Genomic DNA, 22230 nt, shown 5'->3' on the forward strand with positions numbered 1-22230 from the left:
TCAGGGTGCATCTACATAACACAATATAACACGACCGGGATGAGGGGTGTTACCCCCAAACGTGAAGATGTTGTAAAGAAATGTAGATTAATTATAAAGTTACGATCCCGCGAGAATGGCGAGATCAGGAAAAACCGATCGCCCGCCGCTGTATCCGCTACACGATCCCCTTAACAATTGCTTAGCCTGGGCCGTTAAGCTTCGCCGCCAGCAGCTCATTGGTAAGTTTGGGATCGGCCCGGCCGCCCGTTTCCTTCATCACCTTGCCGACAAAAAAGCCCAGCAGCTTAGTTTTACCGCCTCGGTACTGTTCGAGCTCCTTGGGATTGGCCGCTAACACGGCATCGATCGCTCGATCGATCGCCCCAGTATCCGAAATTTGAATCAAACCCTTACTCTCAACGAACTTCTGAGGCGAACCACCGTTGGCCAGCAACTCCGGCAAAATATCCTTAGCAATTTTGCCACTGATCGTGCCGGCCTCAATTAACCCCAGCAGTTCGGCTAAATCCTGCGGTTGGAAAGGAATTTCTGCGATCGCCAGTTTTTCATTTTTCAGATAAGCAGTAATATCGCCCATCACCCAATTCGCCGCTTGTTTAGCCACAGCACCAGCGGCGATCGATTTTTCAAAATACTCCGCCACCGCTTTGTCGTCAGTCAGCACCCGCGCGTCGTAGGGAGAAAGACCGAGCTCAGTTTCGTAGCGATTGCGCTTCATGGCCGGCAATTCCGGCAGTTGAGCTTGCCAATCCTGCAATTGCTCGGCTGAAACTTTGATCGGAGGTAAATCCGGTTCCGGGAAATACCGGTAATCGCTCGCACCTTCCTTAATCCGCATACTGAAAGTACACTGCTTGTTTTCATCCCAAAGCCTGGTTTCTTGGATGATGGTTTCGCCATTTTCCACAGCTTGAATTTGCCGCTCGATCTCATAATCGATCGCCCGTTCGATCGCATTAAAAGAGTTCATATTTTTAATTTCCACCTTCGTGCCGAACTCTTTTTGGCCAACCGGGCGCACCGAAATATTCACGTCGCACCGGAGCGAACCTTCTTGCATATTCCCGTCGCCAACACCGATGTAGCGCACGATCCGGCGCAATTCTTGACCGTATTCGGCAGCTTCCGCGCCCGATCGCAAATCCGGTTCCGAAACAATTTCGATTAGAGGCACACCGGCGCGGTTGTAATCCACCATTGAATAAGTTGAACCGCTGAGCCGATCGCTGCCGCCGTGAACCAATTTTCCGGCATCTTCCTCCATGTGCAGGCGAGTGATCCCGATTTTTTTTCTAGTAGAATTTCCCGTCTCATCCACCAGTTCAATTTCTAGCCAACCGTTAGTAGCGATCGGCAAATCGAACTGAGAAATTTGATAATTTTTCGGCAAATCGGGATAGAAATATTGCTTGCGGTCAAACTTACTGTAAGGTGCGATGGAGCAGTTGAGAGCCAGCCCTGCTTTCACCGCATACTCCAGAACTTTTTGATTTAATACTGGCAACACTCCCGGCATTCCCATACAAATTGGGTCAATGTTAGTATTTGGGGCATTGCCAAATTCTGTAGAAGAACTGGAGAAAATTTTAGTATTCGTACTCAATTGACAATGAGTTTCGAGACCGATAATGGCTTCGTACTGAGTTTGGTTTTTTATCGAAGAGGGTGCAGCAGCAGTCATAAGCGATTTAAAAGACTGAAATAACTTTAGATTTTATTTTAGCTTTTTATTGACCAAACTGATGGGAGATTATTGGTAGGTAGGGGCGGTTTCATTGGTGTCAACAAGCGGGTCAAACCCGCATTCGGGCTGGTTTTAACCCCTGCCGGACTTTGACCAAGCGTGTTTAGTTGAGAGAAATGGGGATCTGCATACGCAACGCCCTGCTACAGATTGGCGATCGACCCCAGCCCGCAGCCACGCCGAGATCCTTTGGATCGCCCCCAAACAACAGCTCTCTCTGTGCAAAAATATACTTAGGGCCAGCTCCTGCCCGCACCCTTCCCTTACCCAGGAGAATTTTAGATCGATCCACCACAATTGCCGATCGATCTACACCCCAAATCCTTTGACTGGCAGTCTGGAATAACGCCGCTCGCCTCCAACGATCGGCTCCACGCACAGACTAAAAATTAAAAATGTATAATTTAACAGGAAATTCTATATTTTTAATTTTTAAGCTTTAATTTTGAATTCTAAAAGTAACACTTGCCTAAGTGTCAAAACTATGCCTGAAATTCCAGTTGAAAGTGCCACACTGTTTCTCAACAGCATCACTGAGCTAGAGCAGGCGGAATCAGCCCTCGAACTCGCTTGGAACGAACTCGAAAAACAAACAGCAGAAACCATTGCTCAAATTGCCAAAGCCGGCTCAGCAAATACACAGGAACTCAGCGACAGCTTGGCCGAGGCGAAGCAACTCCGGCAACAACTTCAAACTCAAATAAAAAAAGCCAACTCGCGGCGGGAATTTCATCTAGAAAACTCACCAATGGCAGTGGTAGAGTGGGACAGCGAATTTCGGGTAGTGCGGTGGTCGCCAATGGCAGAACAAATATTTGGCTGGAGTGCAGCAGAAGTAATGGGCAAATACTGGCACGAATGGTCAATAGTTTATCAAGAAGACTTCGAGCAAGTATGCGCCGTCACAAATCAACTGTTACACAGCAGAGAACCCCGCAATGTTTGCCACAACCGCAACTATACCAAAGATGGCTCGGTAATTTACTGCGAATGGTACAATTCTGCACTCATCGATGAATCGGGAAGAGTAGTTTCAATTCTATCTTTTGCCAGAGACATAACCGATTTCCACCGCACTCAAGAAGAACTGCATCGGCGCGAACAAGCTTTCAGCACCCTCGCCGAAAATGCGACCGATATTATCGCTCGGTTCGATCGCAACCTACGCATCCTTTACATCAACCCAGCAGTAGAATCAACCACTGGAAAACCCGCCGCAAAATTGATTGGCAAAAGCAACAGAGAATCAGGAATGCCACCACACTTGTGCGACCTGTGGGACGAGAGTTTTTTTAAAGTTTTTGGCACCGGCAAACAAGAAACCATAGAATTTGAGTTTCCTAGTCCCGATGGCATAAAACATTACCACTGTCGAGTCATTCCCGAGTTTGCTGAAGACAATTCCGTAGAAACAGTTTTATCCATCGCCCGCGACATCACAGAACTAAAACAAGTCGAAGATCAGTTGCGACAAAGCGAATCCCAATTTAAAGCCATCGTTGATTCTAACATGATCGGTCTAATTTTTTGGGATCTTAACGGCAGCATTACAGATGCCAACGCCGCTTTTTTAAACACTGTAAATTATACGCGGGAGGATCTGCTGGCCGGAAGAGTTAACTGGCAAGAAATGACACCACATGAATACGTGCGTTTAGATACAGAAAAAGTTGCCGAACTGAAGGCTAGAAATATGGTTATTCCCTTTGAAAAAGAATTTATACGCTCCGATGGTAGTCGCGTTCCGGTGCTGCTGGGCAGCACATTTTTAGAAGGAACGAAGCACTTAGGCGTCAGTTTTGTGCTGGACTTAAGCGAGCGCAAGCAGGCAGAATTGGAACTGCAAAAACATCAGCGACTTTTAGAGAGTATTGTTACAACTATACCTAACTTTCTCTACATTTACGATGCAGTAGAAAACAAAAATATTTATGCAAATGAATCTGTCACAGCCATGCTGGGATACACTCCCCAAGAATTGCAAGATTTGGGTAAAGACGCTGTAGCTAACTTAGTTCATCCCGATGATATGTTAAAGCTAATTACAGGTATGGAGCGACTCAAACACAGTAGGAATCCCTATGAAACGGATGACAGAGACTACAGAATCAAACACAAAAATGGGGAATGGCGCTGGGTGCACGATCGCTCTAAAATTTTCAAAAGAACCCCAGACGGACAAATTTTACAATTTATCGGTTCCGTACTCGACATCAGCGATCGCAAACAAGCCGAAAAATCATTAAAACAGCAAAAAGAACTGCTGCAAACTATATTCGACAACGTGCCAGTCATGCTCGCATTCTTGGACAAAAACAGTCAAATAAACTGGGTAAACCGCCACTGGGAACAAGTGCTCGGCTGGAGTTTGGCGGAAATCAAAGACCGCGATATCTTGGCCGAATTTTATCTGCAGCCAGAATACCGTCAATATGTTTGGGATGAAATTGAAGCAGCAAATCCGAACTGGAGCGACTTCAAGACAAAAGTTAGAGACGGGCGAATTATCGACACTTCTTGGGCCAATGTTCGTCTTTCGGACGGCAGGTGTATCAGCATTGGACAAGATATTACCGAACGCAAACGAGTAGAAGCTGAACTTAAAGAACTCAACGAAACTTTAGAAGCTCAAGTCGCGCAGCGTACCGCAGAATTAGAAACTTTTTTTGATGCTTTGCCCGATCACATTTTTGTGGTTGAGCGCGAGAATATGTGCCTGTCTTTTGTCAACCAATCTGTTGCCAAAACTGCGGGATTAAATAGCAGAAAAGAGATGCAGGGCAAAACTATTTTTGAATGTTTCGCCCCAGAAATAGCCGCAAAATTCTCTAGGGAAAATTCGCAGGTATTTGCAACAGGGGCAACTCTGCACTTGCAGGATAAATTTGTGATATCTGGCGAGACTACTTACTACGATACTTTTAAAATCCCCCTGAAAAATATCGAGGGCGATGTTTATGCTTTAATTGGCACTTCTCGCGATATCACTGAGTTGGTAGAGACAAAACAAGCTTTGTCAGAACGGACAGAGCAATTAGAATCTGCCAATCAAGAATTAGAATCTTTTTCTTACTCAGTTTCCCACGACTTGCGCGCACCTTTGCGACACATTTCAGGTTTTGTAGAAGCGTTGAAACAGCGGCTAGAATTAACGGAGGCTTTGAGCGATCCCAAAATAGTTCACTATATGGAAGTAATTGAAGACAGCAGCCAAAAAATGAGCCTGTTGATTGACGGTTTGCTCGCCCTGTCGCGGGTGACTCGCACCGAGTTGAGGCAAATTCCGATCGATCTGAGCCGTTTGGTACAAAATGCGATTAAATTGACTAAACCACCAACCGTCGCAGATCCGGCCCAAACTCCCCACAGCGTTGAATTTGTCGTCGGAGATTTGCCGACAGTAATGGGAGATCCCACCTTGCTGCAACAGGTGTTCAGCAACTTGATTAGCAACGCCGTCAAGTTCAGCCGCGGACGCACTCCGGCTACAATAGTTATTGAGGGTTTACCGGATGGGACGATTTTTGTCAAGGATAACGGGGTGGGTTTTCCGATGGAATATGCCGATCGCCTGTTTGGAGCCTTTCAAAGGCTGCACTCCCAGAGAGAATTTGAAGGTACGGGCATCGGTTTGGCGATCGTCCAGCGGATTATTCACCGCCACGGCGGCACGGTTTGGGCAGAAAGCCTACCTAGTCAAGGAGCCACGTTTTACTTTAAACTAGCGCAAACAATCTCAAACGGTAATATAGATTCGTAAGTTAAGTGTATAAGAGTTTTAAATTCAGAATTTAAAACTCTTATACACTTAAATAAGTCACAATCGGTGAGAGCATCAGAATTTTGGTGTGACAGGAGTGTTCACGGTTAGGCATGGAAGCGAAAGCTCTAGGCCCGGCTGTGCAAGATGCTCGTACTCCTAAAAAATGCTCTTTTAAAAATTGGGATGATCCCCAATCGGTTCGGTCAGCGCTCGACTGCCAGTGCTAAATAAAGGTCTTGCGAGTAGAGTATATAATTGATTTTGCTAAAAATAACTAAAAATATCGAGATAAAATTAACAACCAAATTCCGTCTAAAAAATTACTAGCAAAAACAAAAATAACCAATTGAAAACATACCCAATACCTTATGTTAGATATAAATCAGACTAACTATCTACTAAAAATGGTAGCGGAATCAACATTAAAATTGTTGATTATCGAAGACATGGCAGAAGATATGGAATTAATAGTGCTCGCCTTAGAAGCGGGGGGGGTAAATTTTAAGTGCGACACGGCAGAAACAGCAACAGAGTGCAGAAAACTGCTCCAGAATTGCAAGTACGATGCTGTACTCTCAGATTACCGCCTCCCCGGATTCAACGGTTTAGAAGTGTTGAAATTAATGCAGGAATTAGGGCAAGACATACCCTTAATTTTAGTAACGGGAAGTTTGGGAGAAGAAGCGGCCGTTGAGTGCATCAAAGCCGGAATGACCGATTATGTATTAAAAGGGCGGCTGTTTAGGTTGCCAACAGTCTTAGAACGATCGCTCCAAGAATACAAAATGCGGCGCCAGCAACAAGAAGCGATCGCCCAAATTCAGCGGCAAGCGACTCGTGAAGCGATCGTCAACCGCATCCTCCAAGCCATGCGCTTCACCCTTGTACTCGACGAAGTGCTCCAAACCACCGCAGATCAACTGCACGAAGCTCTAGACATCAGCGCCTGCGCCATCTTGCAGCCAGATGCTGAAGGCGGCATCAGAGTTCGCTACATCAGCAAAGCAGCCGACAGAGAACGGTTTGTCGGGCTAAATTGCAAAGTGGCTGAGCACTACAGATCGGGGCTCGCGGCCGGAGAAACCCTGATTATCGACGAGTTATCGACCCTGTGCCCGTCCCTGCAAGAATCAGCAGGGTTGGTAGGGTTTCGCTCCGTCGCGATCGCGCCACTGCTCTACCAGCAGTCATTTTTGGGAGGAATTAGCCTCTATCAGTGCGATCGAGCGCGCTGTTGGAGCGCAGAAGAACTGTCACTACTCAAAGCCATAGCCGATCAGTGCGCGATCGCGATCCACCAAGCCGAACTCTACCAACAAGCCCAAACCGAACTTGCAGAACGCAAGCGCGCCGAAGCAGAAGTCTGCGGCATCCAGCAGCAGCTAGCCACAATGGCAGCCAACATTCCCGGCTCAGTCTACCGCACCGTGCTGCATCCAGATGGCAAAATCTCCATGCCCTACATCAGTCCGGGCGTGCGCGAAGTTACTGGGTTCGCGGCAGAAGAAGTGATTTCCCACCCAGAACTCTTGACCGAAATTATCCATCCAGAGGACAAAAGCTCGTCTGACAGTGGCGTAGCAGCATCGAGAGCGAGTCTTTTGCCGTGCGATCGCCAGTACCGCATCGTTCTGAGATCTGGGGAGGTCAAGTGGGTGCAAGACAGCGCTAAATTTTCCAAAAACGAAAACGGCGACGTAATTATAGACGGAGTAGCCCTCGACATCAGCGATCGCAAACAAGCAGAATCAGCCCTGCGCCAAAGCGAACAGCGATTTCGCTCGCTGATTGAAAATGCCACAGACATCACGATCATTCTCGACGCCGAAGGAATCTTCCGCTACATCAGCCCTTCCGTCAAGCGAATTTTAGGATACGCACCCCACCAGGCGATCGGGCGCAGCGCCTTAGAAATAGTTCACCCCGACGACTGCGCCACGATCGCCGAAACCCTCCACAAAGCCATTGAAAACCCCAAAAGAAGCCAGTGCCCAGTTGAGTACCGAGTCCGCCACCGCAACGGTTCCTGGTGTTATGTAGAAGCTGTAGCCACCAACTTGCTGTACGATCCCGCAGTCGAGGGAATCGTGATTAACTGTCACGACATCACTCAGCGCAAACTCGCCGAAGAACAACTGCTGCACGATGCTTTTCACGACGCCCTCACCGGATTGCCCAACCGATCGCTATTTACCGATCGGCTCGAACACGCTCTGAGGCTGGCAAAACGGCGCAAAGACTACTTGTTTGCCGTGCTGTTTCTCGATTTAGATAGATTTAAAGTAGTCAACGATTCCCTCGGCCACGCCATCGGGGATCAACTGCTAGTATCGATCGCGCGGCGTCTGGAAGCTTGTCTGAGGCCCGGAGATACAGTGGCCCGCCTCGGGGGAGACGAGTTCGTGCTGTTGCTCGAAGACATCGAGGGCATCAATGAAGCTACCACCATTGTCAACCGCCTGCAAAAGAAAATCACCTCCCCTCTCCTTCTAGACGGACACGAAGTATTTATCACCGCCAGCATCGGCATAGCTTTGAGTTCTGGCGAATACGTGGAACCGACAACCCTGCTGCGCGACGCCGACACAGCAATGTACCGCGCCAAAGAACTCGGCAGAGCCCGACACGAAGTTTTCAACAGTTCCATGCACGCCCACGCTTTGCGGCTGTTGCAGCTAGAAAACGACCTGCGGCGGGCGATCGAATCAATTAGAGACCAGGCGAAAGAAGAAGACTTTCCCCCATCCCCCGAATCAGCCTTACCCCCCTTATCCGCAGCGCCCCAGTTTATTATTCACTACCAGCCGATCGTGTCGATCGCCAATAACACAATTACCTGTTTTGAGGCCCTAGTGCGCTGGCAGCATCCAGAACGCGGCTTAGTTTCCCCCGGCGAATTCATCACCATCGCCGAAGAAACCGGCTTGATCGTACCCCTGGGCCGCTGGGTACTCCGCACAGCTTGCCACCAAATCCGCCAGTGGCAGCAGCTATTTCCCAGCAACCCCCCCTTAAGCGTTAGCGTCAACATTTCTGTCAAACAGTTTTCTCAGCCAGATTTAATCGAATACATCGACCAAGTTCTCGCAGAAACTCACCTCGACGGCAGCAGTTTAAAACTAGAAATTACCGAAAGCGTACTCATAGAAAATTCCGAATCAGTAACAGCCATGCTGGTGCAGCTCAGAACCAGAAACATACACTTGTGCATTGACGACTTCGGCACCGGCTATTCCTCGCTCTCCTACCTGCACCGCTTCCCCACCAATACCTTAAAAATAGACCGCTCTTTTGTTAGCAGGATGGGAGGTGAGTTCGATTTCAGTAAAGGAGGGATTGATCCGACAGAAATTGTGCGGTCGATCGTTACTTTGTCCCACAATTTAGGTATGGATGTAGTAGCCGAAGGAGTCGAAGAAGCCTCGCAACTATCTATACTCAAAGGGTTAAAATGTGAGTACGCCCAGGGATTCTTTTTCTCAAAGCCAGTAGACTCTCAAACAGCAGCAGCCCTAATCCGACAGCAAGCAGAAAATCAGAATTTGCTGACATTTAGTTTGTTAGAGAAAGGCCAGTGAACTACCCACACTAAATCGAAACGATTATAGTGTGGGCTTCTAACATCACAGAGGAATGCCTCAGAACAGACTTGCGTCCAATCTTTGGTCTTACTTCCCCTCCGTTAGCAAAAACGGCTGTTCCATCCGTCTGTAGTATCCTGATGCCTTCGGATCTAATGTTTGTTGCGGCGTTACCATCACGGTCATGACGAGTACCGCAATTAGGACAAGTCCACTCCCTAATATCAAGCGGTAACTTATCAATCTGGTAATAGCAATTAGAGCAGAGCTTGGAGCTGGGGAACCAGCGGTCAATTTCAACCAACTTGCCACCTTTTTTCTCTAGCTTGTAAGCTAGGAAATTGATAAAGGTTCCCCATCCCACATCAGATATGGCTTTAGCTAAATTGTGATTGCGTACCATGCCTTTGACATTAAGATTCTCTACTACGACAACTTGGTTTTCATTGACGAGCTTTCTCGAAAGCTTATGTAGAAAATCCTGACGGGATTTACTTACCCGTTCGTACACTTTAGCTACCGTCTTTTTAGCTTGGTTCCTTGAATTACTTCCTTTCTGTTTTTTAGCTAGCTTTTGTTGCTTGCGTTTGAGGTTTTTCTCGTGTTTGGCTAGATGCTTAGGGTTATCATACTTGGAGACTTTGCAGCCATTACTCGTAATAGCAAAATGAGTCAATCCCAAGTCAATCCCAATTACTTTTCCGACCGTTGAAACAGTCGGATTGTCGCCTTCACTCTCCGTCAATATTGAGGCAAAGTATTTCCCAGAAGGATTTAAACTAACCGTTACGGTTTTGATTGTTCCTTCTATGTTCCTGTGCAACTTGGCTTTAACTTTGCCGACCTTGCCCGGAAACTGAATAAACCCATCAAGTACCTTGACATTTTGAGGATACTGAATCGATTGCTTACCATGCTTTGACTTGTAGCGCGGGAACCTACCACGACCTGCAAAAAAGTTTTTATAGGCGGTTGTGAGGTTGAGCGTTGTTGCTTGCAAAACTTGGCTGTAACATTCAGACAACCAAAGTGTTTCTTCGGTTTTCTTGAGTTTTGGTAAAAAGGCATTGAGTGCTGACTGACCAAGGCTTTTACCCGTTTCTTTATAAGTCTCAATTGACTTATTTAGACCATAGTTCCACCACCATCTGGCACAGCCAAAGTGCCCAGACAGTAGGGCTTGTTGCTCTAATGTTGGATCAAGTCGAACCTTGATAGCAGTATGCAGCATCTCATTGCCTCCTTACTGTATTATAAACATTTCAGTAAAATATCTACAAAAATAAAGATTTGGAGATTTCCGTACCTACAATCTCCCTGCCTTTCATCCCACCGAAGACACTGGGTACAGTTATAGCGGGGGACAACAGGAGCGAGGAGTTAAAAAAACACGGCATTTTGTGAGTCCCGTTTCAGCATAAAATCTTAAAATATTTTAAAGCTGTCCCTAACAGGCGTCAGTTAATAACTACGGCATCCAAATCATTATGACTATTGGCTACCTCGCCCTCGTTCTCCACGCCCACTTGCCCTTTGTTCGCCACCCCGAAAGCGACTACGTTTTAGAAGAAGAATGGCTGTTTGAGGCGATCGCGGAAACCTATATTCCCCTGCTGCAAGTCTTTGAAGGGCTCAAGCGCGACGGCATCGACTTTAAAATTACCATGAGCATGACGCCGCCCTTGGTGGCAATGCTGCGCGACCCCTTGCTGCAAGACCGCTTCGACGACCACTTGGCTAAACTCGAAGAATTAGCGGATCTCGAAATCGAACACAATAGCGGCAACGGCCACCTCCGCTATTTGGCAGAACATTACGCCGCCCATTTCTCTCAAGTCCGCAACTTTTGGGAAAAGTACGATCGAGATTTAGTCAAAGCCTTCAAAGAACACCAAGATACCAACAACCTCGAAATCATCACCTGCGGTGCCACCCACGGCTACCTACCGCTGATGAAAATGTACCCCGAAGCAGTTTGGGCACAAATTCAAGTAGCCTGCGACAACTACGAAGCAAACTTCGGCCGCCGACCAAAAGGCATTTGGCTGCCCGAATGCGCCTACTATGAAGGCTTAGAGCGGATGTTAGCCGACGCAGGCCTCCGCTACTTTCTCACAGACGGTCACGGCATCCTCTACGCCCGCCCGCGTCCCCGCTACGGCAGCTACGCCCCAATTTTCACCGAATGCGGAGTAGCAGCCTTCGGCCGGGATCACGAATCCTCGCAGCAGGTTTGGTCTTCGGAAGTCGGCTATCCAGGCGCCGCCGAATACCGCGAATTCTACAAAGATTTGGGCTGGGAAGCTGACTACGATTACATTAAGCCCTACATCATGCCCAACGGCCAGCGGAAAAATACCGGGATTAAATATCACAAAATCACCGGTCGCGGATTGGGTTTAGGCGATAAACAGTTGTACGATCCTTACTGGGCACGGGAAAAAGCAGCCGAACACGCCAGCAACTTTGCTTTCAACCGGGAACGCCAAGTCGAACACCTCAACGGCATTATGCAGCGTCCGCCGATTATTGTTTCGCCTTACGACGCCGAACTTTTCGGTCACTGGTGGTACGAAGGGCCTTGGTTCTTAGATTACCTGTTCCGCAAGAGTTGGTACGACCAAAATACGTACGAGATGACGCACTTAGCCGATTATTTGCGGGGAAATCCGACTCAGCAAGTGTGCCGCCCGTCTCAGTCTAGTTGGGGTTTCCGGGGTTTCCACGAATATTGGCTCAACGATACCAATGCTTGGATTTACCCGCACTTGCACAAAGCAGCGGAACGGATGATTGAGTTGGGAAGCATGGAACCTGCGGATGAATTGCAGTGGCGGTCTTTGAACCAGGCGGCGCGGGAAGTGCTGCTAGCTCAATCTTCTGACTGGGCGTTTATCATGCGTACAGGGACGATGGTACCCTATGCAGTGCGCCGGACTCGATCGCACTTAATGCGCTTTCACAAGCTTTACGATGAAGTGAAAGAAGGGAAAGTTGATTCGGGTTGGTTGGAGAAGGTTGAGGAGATTGATAATATTTTCCCTGAAATTAACTATCGCGTTTATCGATCGCTTTAAGGCTCGTTTCCCCTCCCATCCTGTCCCCCCAGCCCTGCTTAAGGGAGGGACAGGATGTTAATTAAAATTATAGGTAATGGGGCGATCGCCAGGAGTGGAATGAGAGGGGCGATATTTGGTTTAGAGTGTGAGTGCGAGCGCCTTTTTGGTCGGGAAAGGTCGATCGCACTTTATGTCTTTTTCTCAACGCGCAGGCGCTCGCACAACACAATGTAGTCAAACAGCATTTTGAAGCAGAAGAACGCTGGACAATCGAGAATTATTGGTGAAGAATTTCAACTATCTTGGTGATCGCCTCGTTCAACTTCTCAGGTTTAAGCTTACCAGCTTTATAAAGTATAATTTCTCGATCGGCGGTAAACAAGCGATTAGGTCTAATGTTACTCGTTTGGTTAAGTCCGCCCTCGCTAAAATCACTACTTTCAAGGGTAATAGCATAGCGATCGGCGAGCGTCTGGCTAGTAATTTGACAAAGAATTAGATCGTCTCCTGCCAAAGTTGCTATTACTAGAGCGTCGGCGCTTGGCTTGTGTTAAATCTGAAAATGGGAAAGGAACAACTATCACATCACCTTTTACAAATTCTGCCATGCTTCATCCTCCTCTGACTTTAACCAGTCTTTTTGCAAAGAAGATTCACTGAGCAGGATTGCTTCTAACTTATCTTTATCATACTTTGCTTTGAGGAATTGCAGAAAATCCCAAACTTCTTCTAATATAAATTCTGGAATATTCTCCACTTCTTTAAGGAGCAATTCTTTAGCGTTCATGTCATTTACCTATAAAGACATAGTAACTGTTAATCTATGATATAGCAATCCTCACATCAGTTTCAATAACTGGTTAACTTCCAAGCTCTGCCTGGGAACCGATGTAAGCGAGGCTCTGCCTCGGCCCAGACTATGGAGGCAGAGCCTCCGGATATGCGTTACCAGGCTCTTCCTGGTAACGAGTATAATCATTTAGGATTGCTATAGCATCCTTGAGATTAGGAGCGCTCAGTTGCGATCGCTCCCAATCTTCATGACCGACGGACAACCGCAAGCAGCCCGCCAAATTCCGACCGAGACTTTATCTCTTTTTCTCAACGCGCAGGCGATCGCCTTTTTCTATCTGCCACAGTCAAGAGCGATTCCCTACGGGATAGCTTCGCACGCGCGTACTTTTGTAATAAAATACGATACAGTCGAAGTATTGTCCAACCCTTGCCCCATCCGAGGTAACAATGCAAATCACCTTGAGCCAAGAGCAAACCCAAGTCCTTGAAGCTTTAGTAAAGCACGGTCAATATCCCTCCCTTGAAGAAGCAATTAATACGGCCTTGCTGTTATTAATCGATGATGTTACTTTATCCGATGACGGCAACAGCCCAAACTATTTAGCGTGGGTACAAGAAACTGCGAAAAAAATCGATCTAGCACGAGAACAAGCACAACGAGGTGAGTTGCTCAATCTAGACGATGTATTAGCTCAACTTAGAGATAAACTGAAAAAAGCCAGAGAATTAAGAGCATGAATCGCTTGCTTATTACGATCGAAGCGAGTCGAGATTTATCCGAAATTTCCGATTACTTTTTGGCGCAAAGTGTAGATGCGGGCGATCGCTTTGTGGAAGGATTTGGTAAAAAATGTCAGCAGATTGCACAGTTTCCATATTTGGGGCGATCGTATTCACAATTTTCTCCCAGTTGACGTGGTGTGCCATTGATGGGATACATCATTTTTTATCAAATAGTTGGTGATGGTATTGAGATTTTGCTCGTTATTAGTGGTTATCGTAACTTGCAGGATGTTTTCAATACTGATTGAGTAAAAGCAATGCGATCGCTCTTGTGTCTGGGAAGGTCGATCGCTCTTTTTGGCATAGAAAGGTCGATCGCTCTTTTGGGAATGGAAAGGGATATGGAAAAAAACTTAAACTACCTGATTGCTAATCAATATTTGTTCTAGCAGTCGATATCCACAATTCGCGGGATGGTGGCAATCGCACAGGTGGAATTGAACCGGGATCAGCAAGAGAGGGAATGTTAGCGCGATCGCCAACAACTAGAATTATACAAGGAAAAGGAACAAGAGCAGAAAGAGCGCGATCGAGAACAAATGAAAATCGGCAGGAAGAAGGAAGACAAAGAGAAAAAGCGATCTCGCCAACTTGAGAATATCATATTTTTGTCGGAACGCCGATACTGGGTATCCTGCCGCTGGCGAGAAAAATATCCCCCAGAATCCTGTGGCTGGTAAGAAAATTATTGGTCAGGTAAAGCCGTGCGTGAGAGTCAATAGTAAAGGGCTGCGGTGCAATGATTTTTCCCCGTCAGCCACCCTACGACTGATACAAAACATTGTATTCGTAGGGAAACGGCATTGTCCTGTCCTTTAGCAAAACCGAACGGGAATACATCATCAAACAAAAAACCGGGTTTCTGATAAAACCCGGTCACCATAAGCACAAGCAATATTAACACTGCTCAAACCTCAATTCTTTAATAACTTCATCCCCATTTTTACCTTGTCCAAAATCGTTTTTTGTGAAACACAAGTAATCAGACAAAGCTTGCCACAATTCAAAGTATCGCGGCGGACTTCCTGAGCTTTTTCGCCGTACCAAATCTCGCGGGCGCTGGCATTTTTTACATTACCAATTACCGGGAACTCATCGCACAATTTCACATCGCCGCGCGTATCAATCCAGTAATTGCGGAGTCCAACGCGACAAGGACGAGTTGAATCAGGAGCTTTTTCTTCGGCAAAGTGAGGAATCATCAATCGCAACACTTCATCGCTGTTCATAATCGGAGCACCGTTCTTCTTCATTTCAATTAGCCGCTCGATTACTTGGGAAAATTCCTCCATGTCTTCTTTTTCAATCCACAATTCCTCGTATGTTTCTGGCGTCCAGCGGTTGACTGGTTGGAAGTTGACCGTCGTCGCCCCAATTCCCTGAGCCCAGGTGACTATTTCCGGGAGGTGGCGGAAATTCAGTCGGTTAATTGTCGGTTTGACGTTGATCGGAAACAAGACGTTCTGTTTTTCTTGTTCTTCGCGCAGATAACCGATTCCTTTAGAAAGTCTGTCGAATAATCCCGGTTGACCCCGCAAATAATCGTGCAGTTCTGCATTCGGCCCGTCAACGGACATATTCACATTAAAAGGACGCGCCGCTACAGTTTTGGCTGCGTTTTCCCTGGTCATGCAATAGCCGTTGGTGGTGACGCCGGCGTGAATGCCATTTTTATTCGCAAAGGCCAGCAAGTCGAGAAAACCTTTTTTAATATAAGGTTCGCCACCGCTAAAGTTGATTGAAAATTCGCCCACAAATTCTTTGACGCTCAAGAGGGCATTTTGCCATTCTTCGATCGTCATTTCGTCTTTATATTCTTTGAGTCGCCAATACTCGCACTGGCGGCATTTAACATTGCAGTGCTCGTTGACAATCCCGTAAAAAGTGACTGGGCTTGTCACGTCGTATCCTGTATTGATCCGCAGCGATTCGGCTACTGCACTCTTGGTGTGCTTGACGCCCAGTCTCGATAATGTTAAAGCATCCATGTCTTTTTTTCCTTACGTGTTGTTACTTAAGTCAATTTCTCGACCCCTATTTTGTACGTATGATTACGTATTTATGATTACGTATTCCTTTTGAGTACGTATGCCCCATCCTAAGGGTTCCGTTTGGGTTTGGCTAGATGTTTGTCAAATATTTATAATATTAAGACTTGTAACATATTAGTATTTGCAATCAATTAAGCGGAACTTTGTGTCAAAACATGAACCTTGCTTAATAATTGCCAAAATATATTGCCTTAAGATTGACTTAAATTAATAATTGTAATTTTTATTTAAATTTTGTTAAATAACTTAATACTATTTATCACTAAAAATACTTAAGTAAGCGGTATCAATAATTTATTGTTATAGTGAAATGAGCAGCCCGCACAGCAGTTAACTTTACACAAGCTTTACAATAGGGGAATTTAAGTATTTACACGGCAAAAAATGGCGACAAACATGGGACGATATTTGCACGTACTGAAATTGTTCTGGGGCGCGGCGATCGCAGCGGAACTAGAATACCGAATCAACTTTGTCCTCGCGGCCATCAGCAGCCTCGGAAATCTTGCGGGCAGCTTGTTTGGGCTGTTTTTGTTCTACCGTACCGGTTACACGTTTTCGGGCTATTCATGGGAAGAAGCCTTAGTTGTACTGGGTATTTTCACGATTTTGCAGGGGTTTTCGTCAACGTTTCTAGCACCTAATCTCAGCCGTATTGTCGATCGAGTGCAGCAAGGTACTCTAGATTTCGTACTCCTCAAACCCATCAGTTCCCAATTCTGGCTATCTGCAAACACAGTTTCGCCTTGGGGAATGCCAGATTTAATCTTGGGCACCGTATTGCTGCTGTATGCTGCCAACAAATTGGGAGTAGCAATCGGCAACTATTTTTTAACAGCAATACCGCTGTTATTCGGAACTCTTACTCTTTACAGTATATGGTTTATGTTAGGGGCAACCAGCATTTGGTTTGTCAAAATTTACAACGTTACCGAAGTCCTCAAAGGATTGTTAGAAGCGGGTAGATTTCCAATGGCAGCTTATCCTGCAGCTTATCGATTTTTCTTCACTTTCGTGGTTCCCGTTGCCTTCTTGACGACTGTACCTGCAGAAGCCATGCTGGGGAGAGGTGAAATCGTTTGGATCGCAGGGGCGGGAATATTGGCGATCGGGCTGTTATTTTTCTCCCGCTACTTCTGGCAATTTGCCCTCCGCTTTTACACCAGCGCTTCCAGCTAGTTAAGTAGGTAGGTAAGCTGCTGCACATCTAGATTGTCTATTATGTTTGAGAGGGAGAGGATTTGACACCGGGGAATAGGGAATTGAAATATACATTTTCAATGCAAAACAGCTTATCTAAAAAATATTTTTGTCTATTTACTTAGATAGTTAAATAAATGTAAGATTTTAACCTATCCTGGAAATGTAAACTGGAAATAAACCATGCACAAGAAGGCAAACCAATGAAAAGAAAAAAACTGGGTAACAGTAATTTTACTATCAGCGCGATCGGTCTTGGATGTATGCCAATGTCCTTAAGCGGCCGGCCCCCCGAAGATCAATCAATGGCGGTAATTCACCGCGCCCTCGATTTGGGTGTCACCCTAATTGACACAGCAGATTCCTACTGCCAAGATCAATCTGATAAACACCACAACGAGCAGTTGATTGCCAAAGCTTTGGAACAGTACACCGGAGATACTCGCGCCGTTACTATCGCCACTAAAGGCGGCTTAATGCGGCCTCAAGGTGCGTGGACGCGCAATGGCAACCCCCACCATTTACGCAAGACAATTCGGGAAAGTTTTGAAGCATTGGGCGGCAAGGAACCGATCGACCTTTGGCAGTACCACTCGCCCGATCCTGCTTATACCATCGAAGCAGCCCTAGCACCTGCAAAAGAAGCAGTAGAAGCAGGAATGATTCGATTTATTGGAGTGTCCAACTTTTCTGTAGAGCAGATCAAACGTGCCCGCGATACAGTAGAAGTTGTCTCCGTGCAGAATCAGTACAATCCGTGGCACAGACAGCCGGAATCAGACGGGGTTCTGGAATATTGCGAAACCGAAAAACTGACATTTTTTCCCTGGAGTCCTTTGGGAGGAAGCCGCCGCGTCACCAGCTTGCAAGATATGCCCGCGATCGCCAAATTAGCCGAAGAAAAAAACGTTTCTGTTTACTGTATAGTATTAGCTTGGTTGATGGCTCAATCGCCCTGCATCGTTCCGATTCCCGGTGCGACCAAAGTATCGAGTATTGAGGACTCTGTGCAGGCGCTCGAAGTTAAATTGACTGACGAGGAATTGCAACAAATTGCCGTAAGTTAAGTATATAGCAATCCTCGCATCATTTGTGTAATTCTTGTAGGGGCAAAACCCACGCCCGGTTGCCCCCATGATGCTGGGGTAGGCACGGGGAGTAGGGGTAGCACTACCCCTACATCTCATTTAGGATTGCTATATAAGGGCAAAAAAAGCAATAGAACAGGCAAGATGCCTGTTCCACAAAGAGAACTTTATTGTGGGGAGTAGGGGTTGGGCATCTTGCCCGCCCCTGAAAGGGGGATTTAATGAGTAAAATTGACATTTTTTGAGGAATTGAATTTAATGGAAGCTAATCAAGTGAATGCCGATCGAGACGTAGCAATTGAACATCAAAACGTACCTGTCGCCCATGAAGGACTGCACAACTTTTTATACAGTTCCGATGCAGAACACAGCGCAGCAGCGACTATTTCTGAATTAGAAAATGACGGCACGCAAGTAATGTCGATCGATACCTGGCGCGATTTGGCAACTAACGCGAAAGTCGCCGGCGTGTACGCTGTAATGGACACTTCCCGCAACACTCAGTTTATCGGTTATTCGCGAAATATCCTGCTTTCAATCAACGGTCACATCGCCCAAAATGGCGTCGAAAATTGCGCTTTCCTGCGCGTGCAAACTTTCAAATTTCCGAAGCGGGAAGAAATGGAAAGTTTGCGGGATGCTTGGATAGCAGAAATTGGCAGCATTCCGCCTGGGAACGGTGCTGAAAGTGAAATGTGGGCGGCTACGGTAGGTCAAGCAGCGCGATCGGCAATGTCTGCAGAAGAACAAAAAGCTTATGAGGAAAAGAAGCTGAAATTGCGTAAAGCAATGGCAGATTCTAGTCTTACCAAAGAGTTAGAAACAGCAGCCAAAAATGACGGCGAACGCGCTAAGGATTTGGAAGCGGCTGTTAACAATGATGATTGGAGTGCGGTGATTCAATCGCAAACCCAGGAAACAAAGTCCCGCAAATAAAATTAGCTGCTACATAAACTTTCCTCCGCCGTAAAGTGGACTGGAAGAGCATCAAATCCCAAGGGCGGGTTTATCTATTTCCTGAGTTACCTATAAATATTTAGGGTAAAACCCGCCCCTACTAACTAATGACTAATGACTAATGACTAAATTACTAATGACTAATTTTTCGTTCTTTAACTAAAGTCAAACTTACCCATTCACCCCGATCGTTGTAACTGCGAATCATCCGAAATCGCAAGTCAGGTTCAACTAACCAACCAGCCTCGAAAAATATAGGTTTTCTGGATTCAATCTTGACAGGTAAAGTGCAAGAACCGCCGTCAGGAAGGAGCAAAACTTGCACGGGTGAAGCACCTTCGTTAAAGTGCAGAACTGAACCGTCAATCCTGCCGCTAGAACTGATAACGGTAGGATTACTGCCAAAAGTAATTTTATACACTAGGCGATCGGCTCCATCCAAATGCAGTTGTAAATTGGTAGAATAGGTATCAGGAGAACGCGAATCTGGATACATTGTCACGGCCTCGCCCTCCCACTCTCCCAGCAAATCGTCAACAGTTAAAGGCGGACGTTCGGGGACATTTTTATCAAGCTGCTTTTCCCGAATTAAGATAAGTTTTGATAAATTGCCGTCGGTATTGTATGTCAGAGGGAAGCGCAACCGACGATAATTGTAGATAAAACCAAACTCGGCACCGCACTCAGAATAAGGCGCTAGTTGAATAGTTCCCTGACAAAAAGCTCCATTCTCAAAAAACAGGATATCTCGTCCCAAAGCTTGATATTCTCGAACAAGTTCGCTGACTTCCGGTTCGCCGACACCGCTAGGATTTGGGGAAAACCGACGTAGTTTCAATCGCACAGTTTTGTTGTCATTGAAACCTTCGAGAGAAATAATGCTAGGAGTATCTTGAAGTACCTCTCCTCGCGTTGATAGCTGAGTGAAGGAACCGTGCCATTCTCCCAAGTTTTGCAGAAAGTTTTCCCATTGTGATACCATATTTTTACCTGTGGATATATGTCGAAAAATAGAATTATAACTCTGCTTACGGATTTTGGATTAAGCGATGTTTATGTGGGAGTGATGAAAGGTGCGATCGCCCAAATTAACCCGCAGTTAAAAGTCATTGACATTACGCACCAAATACCCTCTCAAAATATTGCGGCGGCGAGGTTTTGTTTGATGACTGCTTTTGCTTATTTTCCGCCGGAAACCGTACACGTTGCTGTCGTCGATCCGGGTGTGGGAAGCAAGAGACGCCCGGTTGCGATTAAATGTGCTAATTGCTTTCTTGTCGGGCCGGATAACGGGTTGTTTAGCGGGGTGTTGAGTCGGGAAAGTGCGATCGCATCTGTCGAGCTCACCAACCCCAAATACTGGCGCACACCTCAACCCAGCAGCAGTTTCCACGGTCGCGATATTTTCGCTGCAGCGGGCGCTCACTTGGCCAACGGGGTGGCATTGGAAGAGTTGGGGGAGGATCTCGACCCTGCAAGTTTAGTAGAGTTAGAGATACCAAATTGTGCCGTTACAGCCACAGGTGCAGCAGGCTGCATTCAATATGTCGATCGCTTTGGCAACCTAATTACTAATATCCCCAATAATTGCATTATAGGTAACAATTGGTCATTGACAATTAGCAATAGTTCTGATGCAATTCGCATCCCCAGCGGTAAAACCTACAGCGACAGCCAACCGGGCGATTTAATTGCCATAACTGGTTCTGACGGTTGGGTAGAAATTGCCGTTAATGGCGGCAGCGCTCAATCAGTATTAAAATTGGAATGCGGAGCGATCGTGCAATTGCTTTTTGACACAAACAATTAAAACCATCTTTTTCAGTTTCTCTCTGCTGGAAATTGGTTCGTGTAGAAGCGATTTCAATATACTGTTTAATATCTGAATAAGAATTTGACTATTTAGCCAAATTAACAACAATAATTATTAACTTCAAAAAGGAGCCTATTTTGAGGTAAAATCACTCCTGATGCTTCCTCAGTTAACAATTGGTTGTATATTGTATCCGCTTGCCAAAAAGATTCTTGAGGCAAAAATCTAAATATTGATGCAGCAACATATTGTTTTTCCTTTTCAAAACTTATCCACTTTCTTGATAATACTTCTGCTGCATAACCCGTAGTATTAGATCCAGAAAAAATATCTACTACCAAGTCTCCCGGTTCAGTAAGAAAATTGATAAAAAATGACGGTAATTTTTGGGGAAAACGTGCCGGATGCGCGTTAACATTAAACTCTTTGCACCAACGCAAGTATTGAGAATTACTTTCCGAATTAGAAATCTCTAGCAAATTAGATGGAATAGCACCTCCATTATCTTTGGCAAATCGATCGCTAATATTGTGACCGGAAGGACGTTCTTTGGGCGTGTAAAATTCATCAGCATTTTTCAAAAGTTTTTTCATTCTCTCAGAATACTCTACTTTGACTTTACTAATATTCGCTTGAGGCTGATTCGTTTTGGAAAGCCACCAAACAGTATTCACAGAATCTTTAGCCCGGATTTTCTTTTTATTCACCCACTCTATAGGAGAGGGAAGTTTTGAAGGATTAAACCAGAAAAACTCTTGAGCAAGTTTAAATTCATATTCGTCACATAATCTAATAAGCACGCGGTAATTGTACAGTGAGCGTACAGGTATCCCTTTTTGATAAGCACCTCCAAGGTCTATAACAAAACTTCCAGTATCCTTAAGAACTCTTTTAATTTCCGGAGCAAAGCCCAGCAGCCAATCAACATATAAATCTTGATCTTCATTTCCATAACTCTTTTGGCGTTGCAATGCAAAAGGAGGGGATGTAATCACCAAATCTACAGAATTGCTAGCAAGACTATTCAGGAGATGAAGAGAATCTCCCAAATAAGATTGACCGTATTGGGTGGTGTAAATTGGGGCGGGCAAAATGTTACTCATGCTTAATTTAGATTAGTTTAAGGTACAACAGACACAGCCTACTGTCATTATATCAAAATTCGTACTCTCAGTTATACTAAATCCGTACTTTCAGTACGTTGTCTTGTGTGTAAATTCTTCGTACCATTCAAAAAGCGAACTTTCAGTTCGTTTTTATGAATTGTGAGGGGTATGAATTACAAAGAAGCCAGACAACAATTTGCGGCCAAGGTAAGTAGGTCGGTATAAAAAAACAAAGGTAAGTAAAGAAATGTTAACAACTAGAATTGGAACTGAATTTAAAGCGATTA

The 22230-nt window shown here is 45.7% G+C and carries 20 protein-coding genes; 13 read left to right on the forward strand and 7 right to left on the reverse strand.

The genetic code is table 11. The features are described 5' to 3' along the window. Positions 1-181: 181 nt before the first annotated feature. The gene (gene gatB / locus QUA16_RS10620; protein WP_333105509.1) at positions 182-1684 is read right to left on the reverse strand and encodes an Asp-tRNA(Asn)/Glu-tRNA(Gln) amidotransferase subunit GatB; all 1503 of its coding nucleotides are present in this window, start codon (positions 1682-1684) and stop codon (positions 182-184) included. 547 nt (positions 1685-2231) lie between these two features. Here gatB and QUA16_RS10625 point away from each other — a divergent pair. Both QUA16_RS10625 and QUA16_RS10630 read left to right on the forward strand, forming a co-directional pair. Further along, on the forward strand, positions 2232-5507 hold the full coding sequence (locus QUA16_RS10625) for a PAS domain S-box protein (RefSeq protein WP_333105507.1): 3276 nt from the start codon (positions 2232-2234) through the stop codon (positions 5505-5507). A gap of 407 nt (positions 5508-5914) precedes the next feature. Next, positions 5915-9088 carry an EAL domain-containing protein gene (locus QUA16_RS10630; protein ID WP_333181127.1) on the forward strand — a complete coding sequence of 1058 codons (3174 nt, stop codon included), beginning with the start codon at positions 5915-5917 and terminating at the stop codon, positions 9086-9088. A 10-nt stretch (positions 9089-9098) separates the two neighbouring features. On the opposite strand, the gene QUA16_RS10635 is transcribed toward QUA16_RS10630, so the two are convergent. Further along, positions 9099-10322 carry an RNA-guided endonuclease TnpB family protein gene (locus QUA16_RS10635; protein WP_333181128.1) on the reverse strand — a complete coding sequence of 408 codons (1224 nt, stop codon included), beginning with the start codon at positions 10320-10322 and terminating at the stop codon, positions 9099-9101. Positions 10323-10578: 256 nt separating this feature from the next. Between QUA16_RS10635 and QUA16_RS10640 the strand changes: the two genes are divergently transcribed. Next, entirely contained in the window at positions 10579-12168 is a 1590-nt protein-coding gene (locus QUA16_RS10640) for a glycoside hydrolase family 57 protein (protein WP_333108620.1), read from the forward strand. Positions 12169-12222: 54 nt separating this feature from the next. Then, on the forward strand, positions 12223-12384 hold the full coding sequence (locus tag QUA16_RS10645; protein WP_333181129.1) for a hypothetical protein: 162 nt from the start codon (positions 12223-12225) through the stop codon (positions 12382-12384). 43 nt (positions 12385-12427) lie between these two features. Here QUA16_RS10645 and QUA16_RS10650 read toward each other — a convergent pair whose 3' ends face one another. Together QUA16_RS10650 and QUA16_RS10655 are read right to left on the reverse strand one after the other, a co-directional pair. After that, a complete protein-coding gene (locus tag QUA16_RS10650) occupies positions 12428-12673 on the reverse strand; it encodes a type II toxin-antitoxin system PemK/MazF family toxin (protein ID WP_445252222.1) in 246 nt (81 codons plus the stop codon). A gap of 69 nt (positions 12674-12742) precedes the next feature. Further along, on the reverse strand, positions 12743-12937 hold the full coding sequence (locus tag QUA16_RS10655) for a hypothetical protein (RefSeq protein ID WP_333108626.1): 195 nt from the start codon (positions 12935-12937) through the stop codon (positions 12743-12745). A 253-nt stretch (positions 12938-13190) separates the two neighbouring features. On the opposite strand from QUA16_RS10655, the gene QUA16_RS10660 reads away from it, so the two are divergent. From QUA16_RS10660 to QUA16_RS10680, 5 genes are all read left to right on the forward strand, one after another. Next, entirely contained in the window at positions 13191-13433 is a 243-nt protein-coding gene (locus tag QUA16_RS10660; RefSeq protein WP_333108628.1) for a hypothetical protein, read from the forward strand. After that, entirely contained in the window at positions 13393-13683 is a 291-nt protein-coding gene (locus QUA16_RS10665) for a hypothetical protein (RefSeq protein ID WP_333108630.1), read from the forward strand. The genes QUA16_RS10660 and QUA16_RS10665 overlap by 41 nt, the downstream gene beginning before the upstream one ends. Then, positions 13680-13859, forward strand: coding sequence for a type II toxin-antitoxin system RelE/ParE family toxin (locus QUA16_RS10670; protein ID WP_333108632.1), 180 nt, complete (start codon positions 13680-13682; stop codon positions 13857-13859). Before QUA16_RS10665 ends, QUA16_RS10670 begins: the two co-directional genes overlap by 4 nt. Before the next feature lie 126 nt (positions 13860-13985). Beyond that, the gene (locus QUA16_RS10675) at positions 13986-14117 is read left to right on the forward strand and encodes a hypothetical protein (protein ID WP_333108635.1); all 132 of its coding nucleotides are present in this window, start codon (positions 13986-13988) and stop codon (positions 14115-14117) included. Between the two features lie 74 nt (positions 14118-14191). Next, on the forward strand, positions 14192-14323 hold the full coding sequence (locus tag QUA16_RS10680) for a hypothetical protein (RefSeq protein WP_333181130.1): 132 nt from the start codon (positions 14192-14194) through the stop codon (positions 14321-14323). 319 nt (positions 14324-14642) lie between these two features. On the opposite strand, the gene QUA16_RS10685 is transcribed toward QUA16_RS10680, so the two are convergent. Then, positions 14643-15716, reverse strand: a complete 1074-nt coding sequence (locus QUA16_RS10685) for a radical SAM protein (RefSeq protein ID WP_333108637.1) — start codon at positions 15714-15716, stop codon at positions 14643-14645. A 447-nt stretch (positions 15717-16163) separates the two neighbouring features. Here QUA16_RS10685 and QUA16_RS10690 point away from each other — a divergent pair, with 447 nt between their 5' ends. From QUA16_RS10690 to QUA16_RS10700, 3 genes are all read left to right on the forward strand, one after another. Next, positions 16164-16958, forward strand: coding sequence for an ABC transporter permease (locus QUA16_RS10690; RefSeq protein WP_333108639.1), 795 nt, complete (start codon positions 16164-16166; stop codon positions 16956-16958). 224 nt (positions 16959-17182) lie between these two features. Continuing rightward, on the forward strand, positions 17183-18046 hold the full coding sequence (locus QUA16_RS10695; RefSeq protein WP_333108640.1) for an aldo/keto reductase: 864 nt from the start codon (positions 17183-17185) through the stop codon (positions 18044-18046). Positions 18047-18325: 279 nt separating this feature from the next. Then, the gene (locus QUA16_RS10700; RefSeq protein ID WP_333108642.1) at positions 18326-19003 is read left to right on the forward strand and encodes a GIY-YIG nuclease family protein; all 678 of its coding nucleotides are present in this window, start codon (positions 18326-18328) and stop codon (positions 19001-19003) included. A gap of 154 nt (positions 19004-19157) precedes the next feature. Here QUA16_RS10700 and QUA16_RS10705 read toward each other — a convergent pair whose 3' ends face one another. After that, positions 19158-20006: a DUF3598 family protein gene (locus QUA16_RS10705; protein WP_333108644.1), complete on the reverse strand. Its 849-nt coding sequence runs from the start codon at positions 20004-20006 to the stop codon at positions 19158-19160. Positions 20007-20024: 18 nt separating this feature from the next. Here QUA16_RS10705 and QUA16_RS10710 point away from each other — a divergent pair, with 18 nt between their 5' ends. Further along, complete coding sequence (locus QUA16_RS10710; protein ID WP_333108646.1) at positions 20025-20834, forward strand: SAM-dependent chlorinase/fluorinase; 810 nt, start codon at positions 20025-20027, stop codon at positions 20832-20834. Positions 20835-20935: 101 nt separating this feature from the next. Here QUA16_RS10710 and QUA16_RS10715 read toward each other — a convergent pair whose 3' ends face one another. Next, entirely contained in the window at positions 20936-21940 is a 1005-nt protein-coding gene (locus QUA16_RS10715) for a site-specific DNA-methyltransferase (RefSeq protein ID WP_333108648.1), read from the reverse strand. Between the last annotated feature and the right edge of the window lie 290 nt (positions 21941-22230).

It is taken from the genome of Microcoleus sp. S13_C3, assembly GCF_036700905.1.
Lineage (GTDB): Bacteria > Cyanobacteriota > Cyanobacteriia > Cyanobacteriales > Microcoleaceae > Microcoleus.

Excerpts from the sequence above, each read along its gene's own strand:
- gatB (WP_333105509.1), bottom strand. The coding sequence starts at position 1,684 with ATGACTGCTGCTGCACCCTCTTCGATAAAAAACCAAACTCAGTACGAA.
- QUA16_RS10625 (WP_333105507.1), top strand. The coding sequence starts at position 2,232 with ATGCCTGAAATTCCAGTTGAAAGTGCCACACTGTTTCTCAACAGCATC.
- QUA16_RS10630 (WP_333181127.1), top strand. The coding sequence starts at position 5,915 with ATGGTAGCGGAATCAACATTAAAATTGTTGATTATCGAAGACATGGCA.
- QUA16_RS10635 (WP_333181128.1), bottom strand. The coding sequence starts at position 10,322 with ATGCTGCATACTGCTATCAAGGTTCGACTTGATCCAACATTAGAGCAA.
- QUA16_RS10640 (WP_333108620.1), top strand. The coding sequence starts at position 10,579 with ATGACTATTGGCTACCTCGCCCTCGTTCTCCACGCCCACTTGCCCTTT.
- QUA16_RS10645 (WP_333181129.1), top strand. The coding sequence starts at position 12,223 with ATGTTAATTAAAATTATAGGTAATGGGGCGATCGCCAGGAGTGGAATG.
- QUA16_RS10655 (WP_333108626.1), bottom strand. The coding sequence starts at position 12,937 with ATGAACGCTAAAGAATTGCTCCTTAAAGAAGTGGAGAATATTCCAGAA.
- QUA16_RS10660 (WP_333108628.1), top strand. The coding sequence starts at position 13,191 with ATGACCGACGGACAACCGCAAGCAGCCCGCCAAATTCCGACCGAGACT.
- QUA16_RS10665 (WP_333108630.1), top strand. The coding sequence starts at position 13,393 with ATGCAAATCACCTTGAGCCAAGAGCAAACCCAAGTCCTTGAAGCTTTA.
- QUA16_RS10670 (WP_333108632.1), top strand. The coding sequence starts at position 13,680 with ATGAATCGCTTGCTTATTACGATCGAAGCGAGTCGAGATTTATCCGAA.
- QUA16_RS10675 (WP_333108635.1), top strand. The coding sequence starts at position 13,986 with ATGCGATCGCTCTTGTGTCTGGGAAGGTCGATCGCTCTTTTTGGCATA.
- QUA16_RS10680 (WP_333181130.1), top strand. The coding sequence starts at position 14,192 with ATGTTAGCGCGATCGCCAACAACTAGAATTATACAAGGAAAAGGAACA.
- QUA16_RS10685 (WP_333108637.1), bottom strand. The coding sequence starts at position 15,716 with ATGGATGCTTTAACATTATCGAGACTGGGCGTCAAGCACACCAAGAGT.
- QUA16_RS10690 (WP_333108639.1), top strand. The coding sequence starts at position 16,164 with ATGGCGACAAACATGGGACGATATTTGCACGTACTGAAATTGTTCTGG.
- QUA16_RS10695 (WP_333108640.1), top strand. The coding sequence starts at position 17,183 with ATGAAAAGAAAAAAACTGGGTAACAGTAATTTTACTATCAGCGCGATC.
- QUA16_RS10700 (WP_333108642.1), top strand. The coding sequence starts at position 18,326 with ATGGAAGCTAATCAAGTGAATGCCGATCGAGACGTAGCAATTGAACAT.
- QUA16_RS10705 (WP_333108644.1), bottom strand. The coding sequence starts at position 20,006 with ATGGTATCACAATGGGAAAACTTTCTGCAAAACTTGGGAGAATGGCAC.
- QUA16_RS10710 (WP_333108646.1), top strand. The coding sequence starts at position 20,025 with ATGTCGAAAAATAGAATTATAACTCTGCTTACGGATTTTGGATTAAGC.
- QUA16_RS10715 (WP_333108648.1), bottom strand. The coding sequence starts at position 21,940 with ATGAGTAACATTTTGCCCGCCCCAATTTACACCACCCAATACGGTCAA.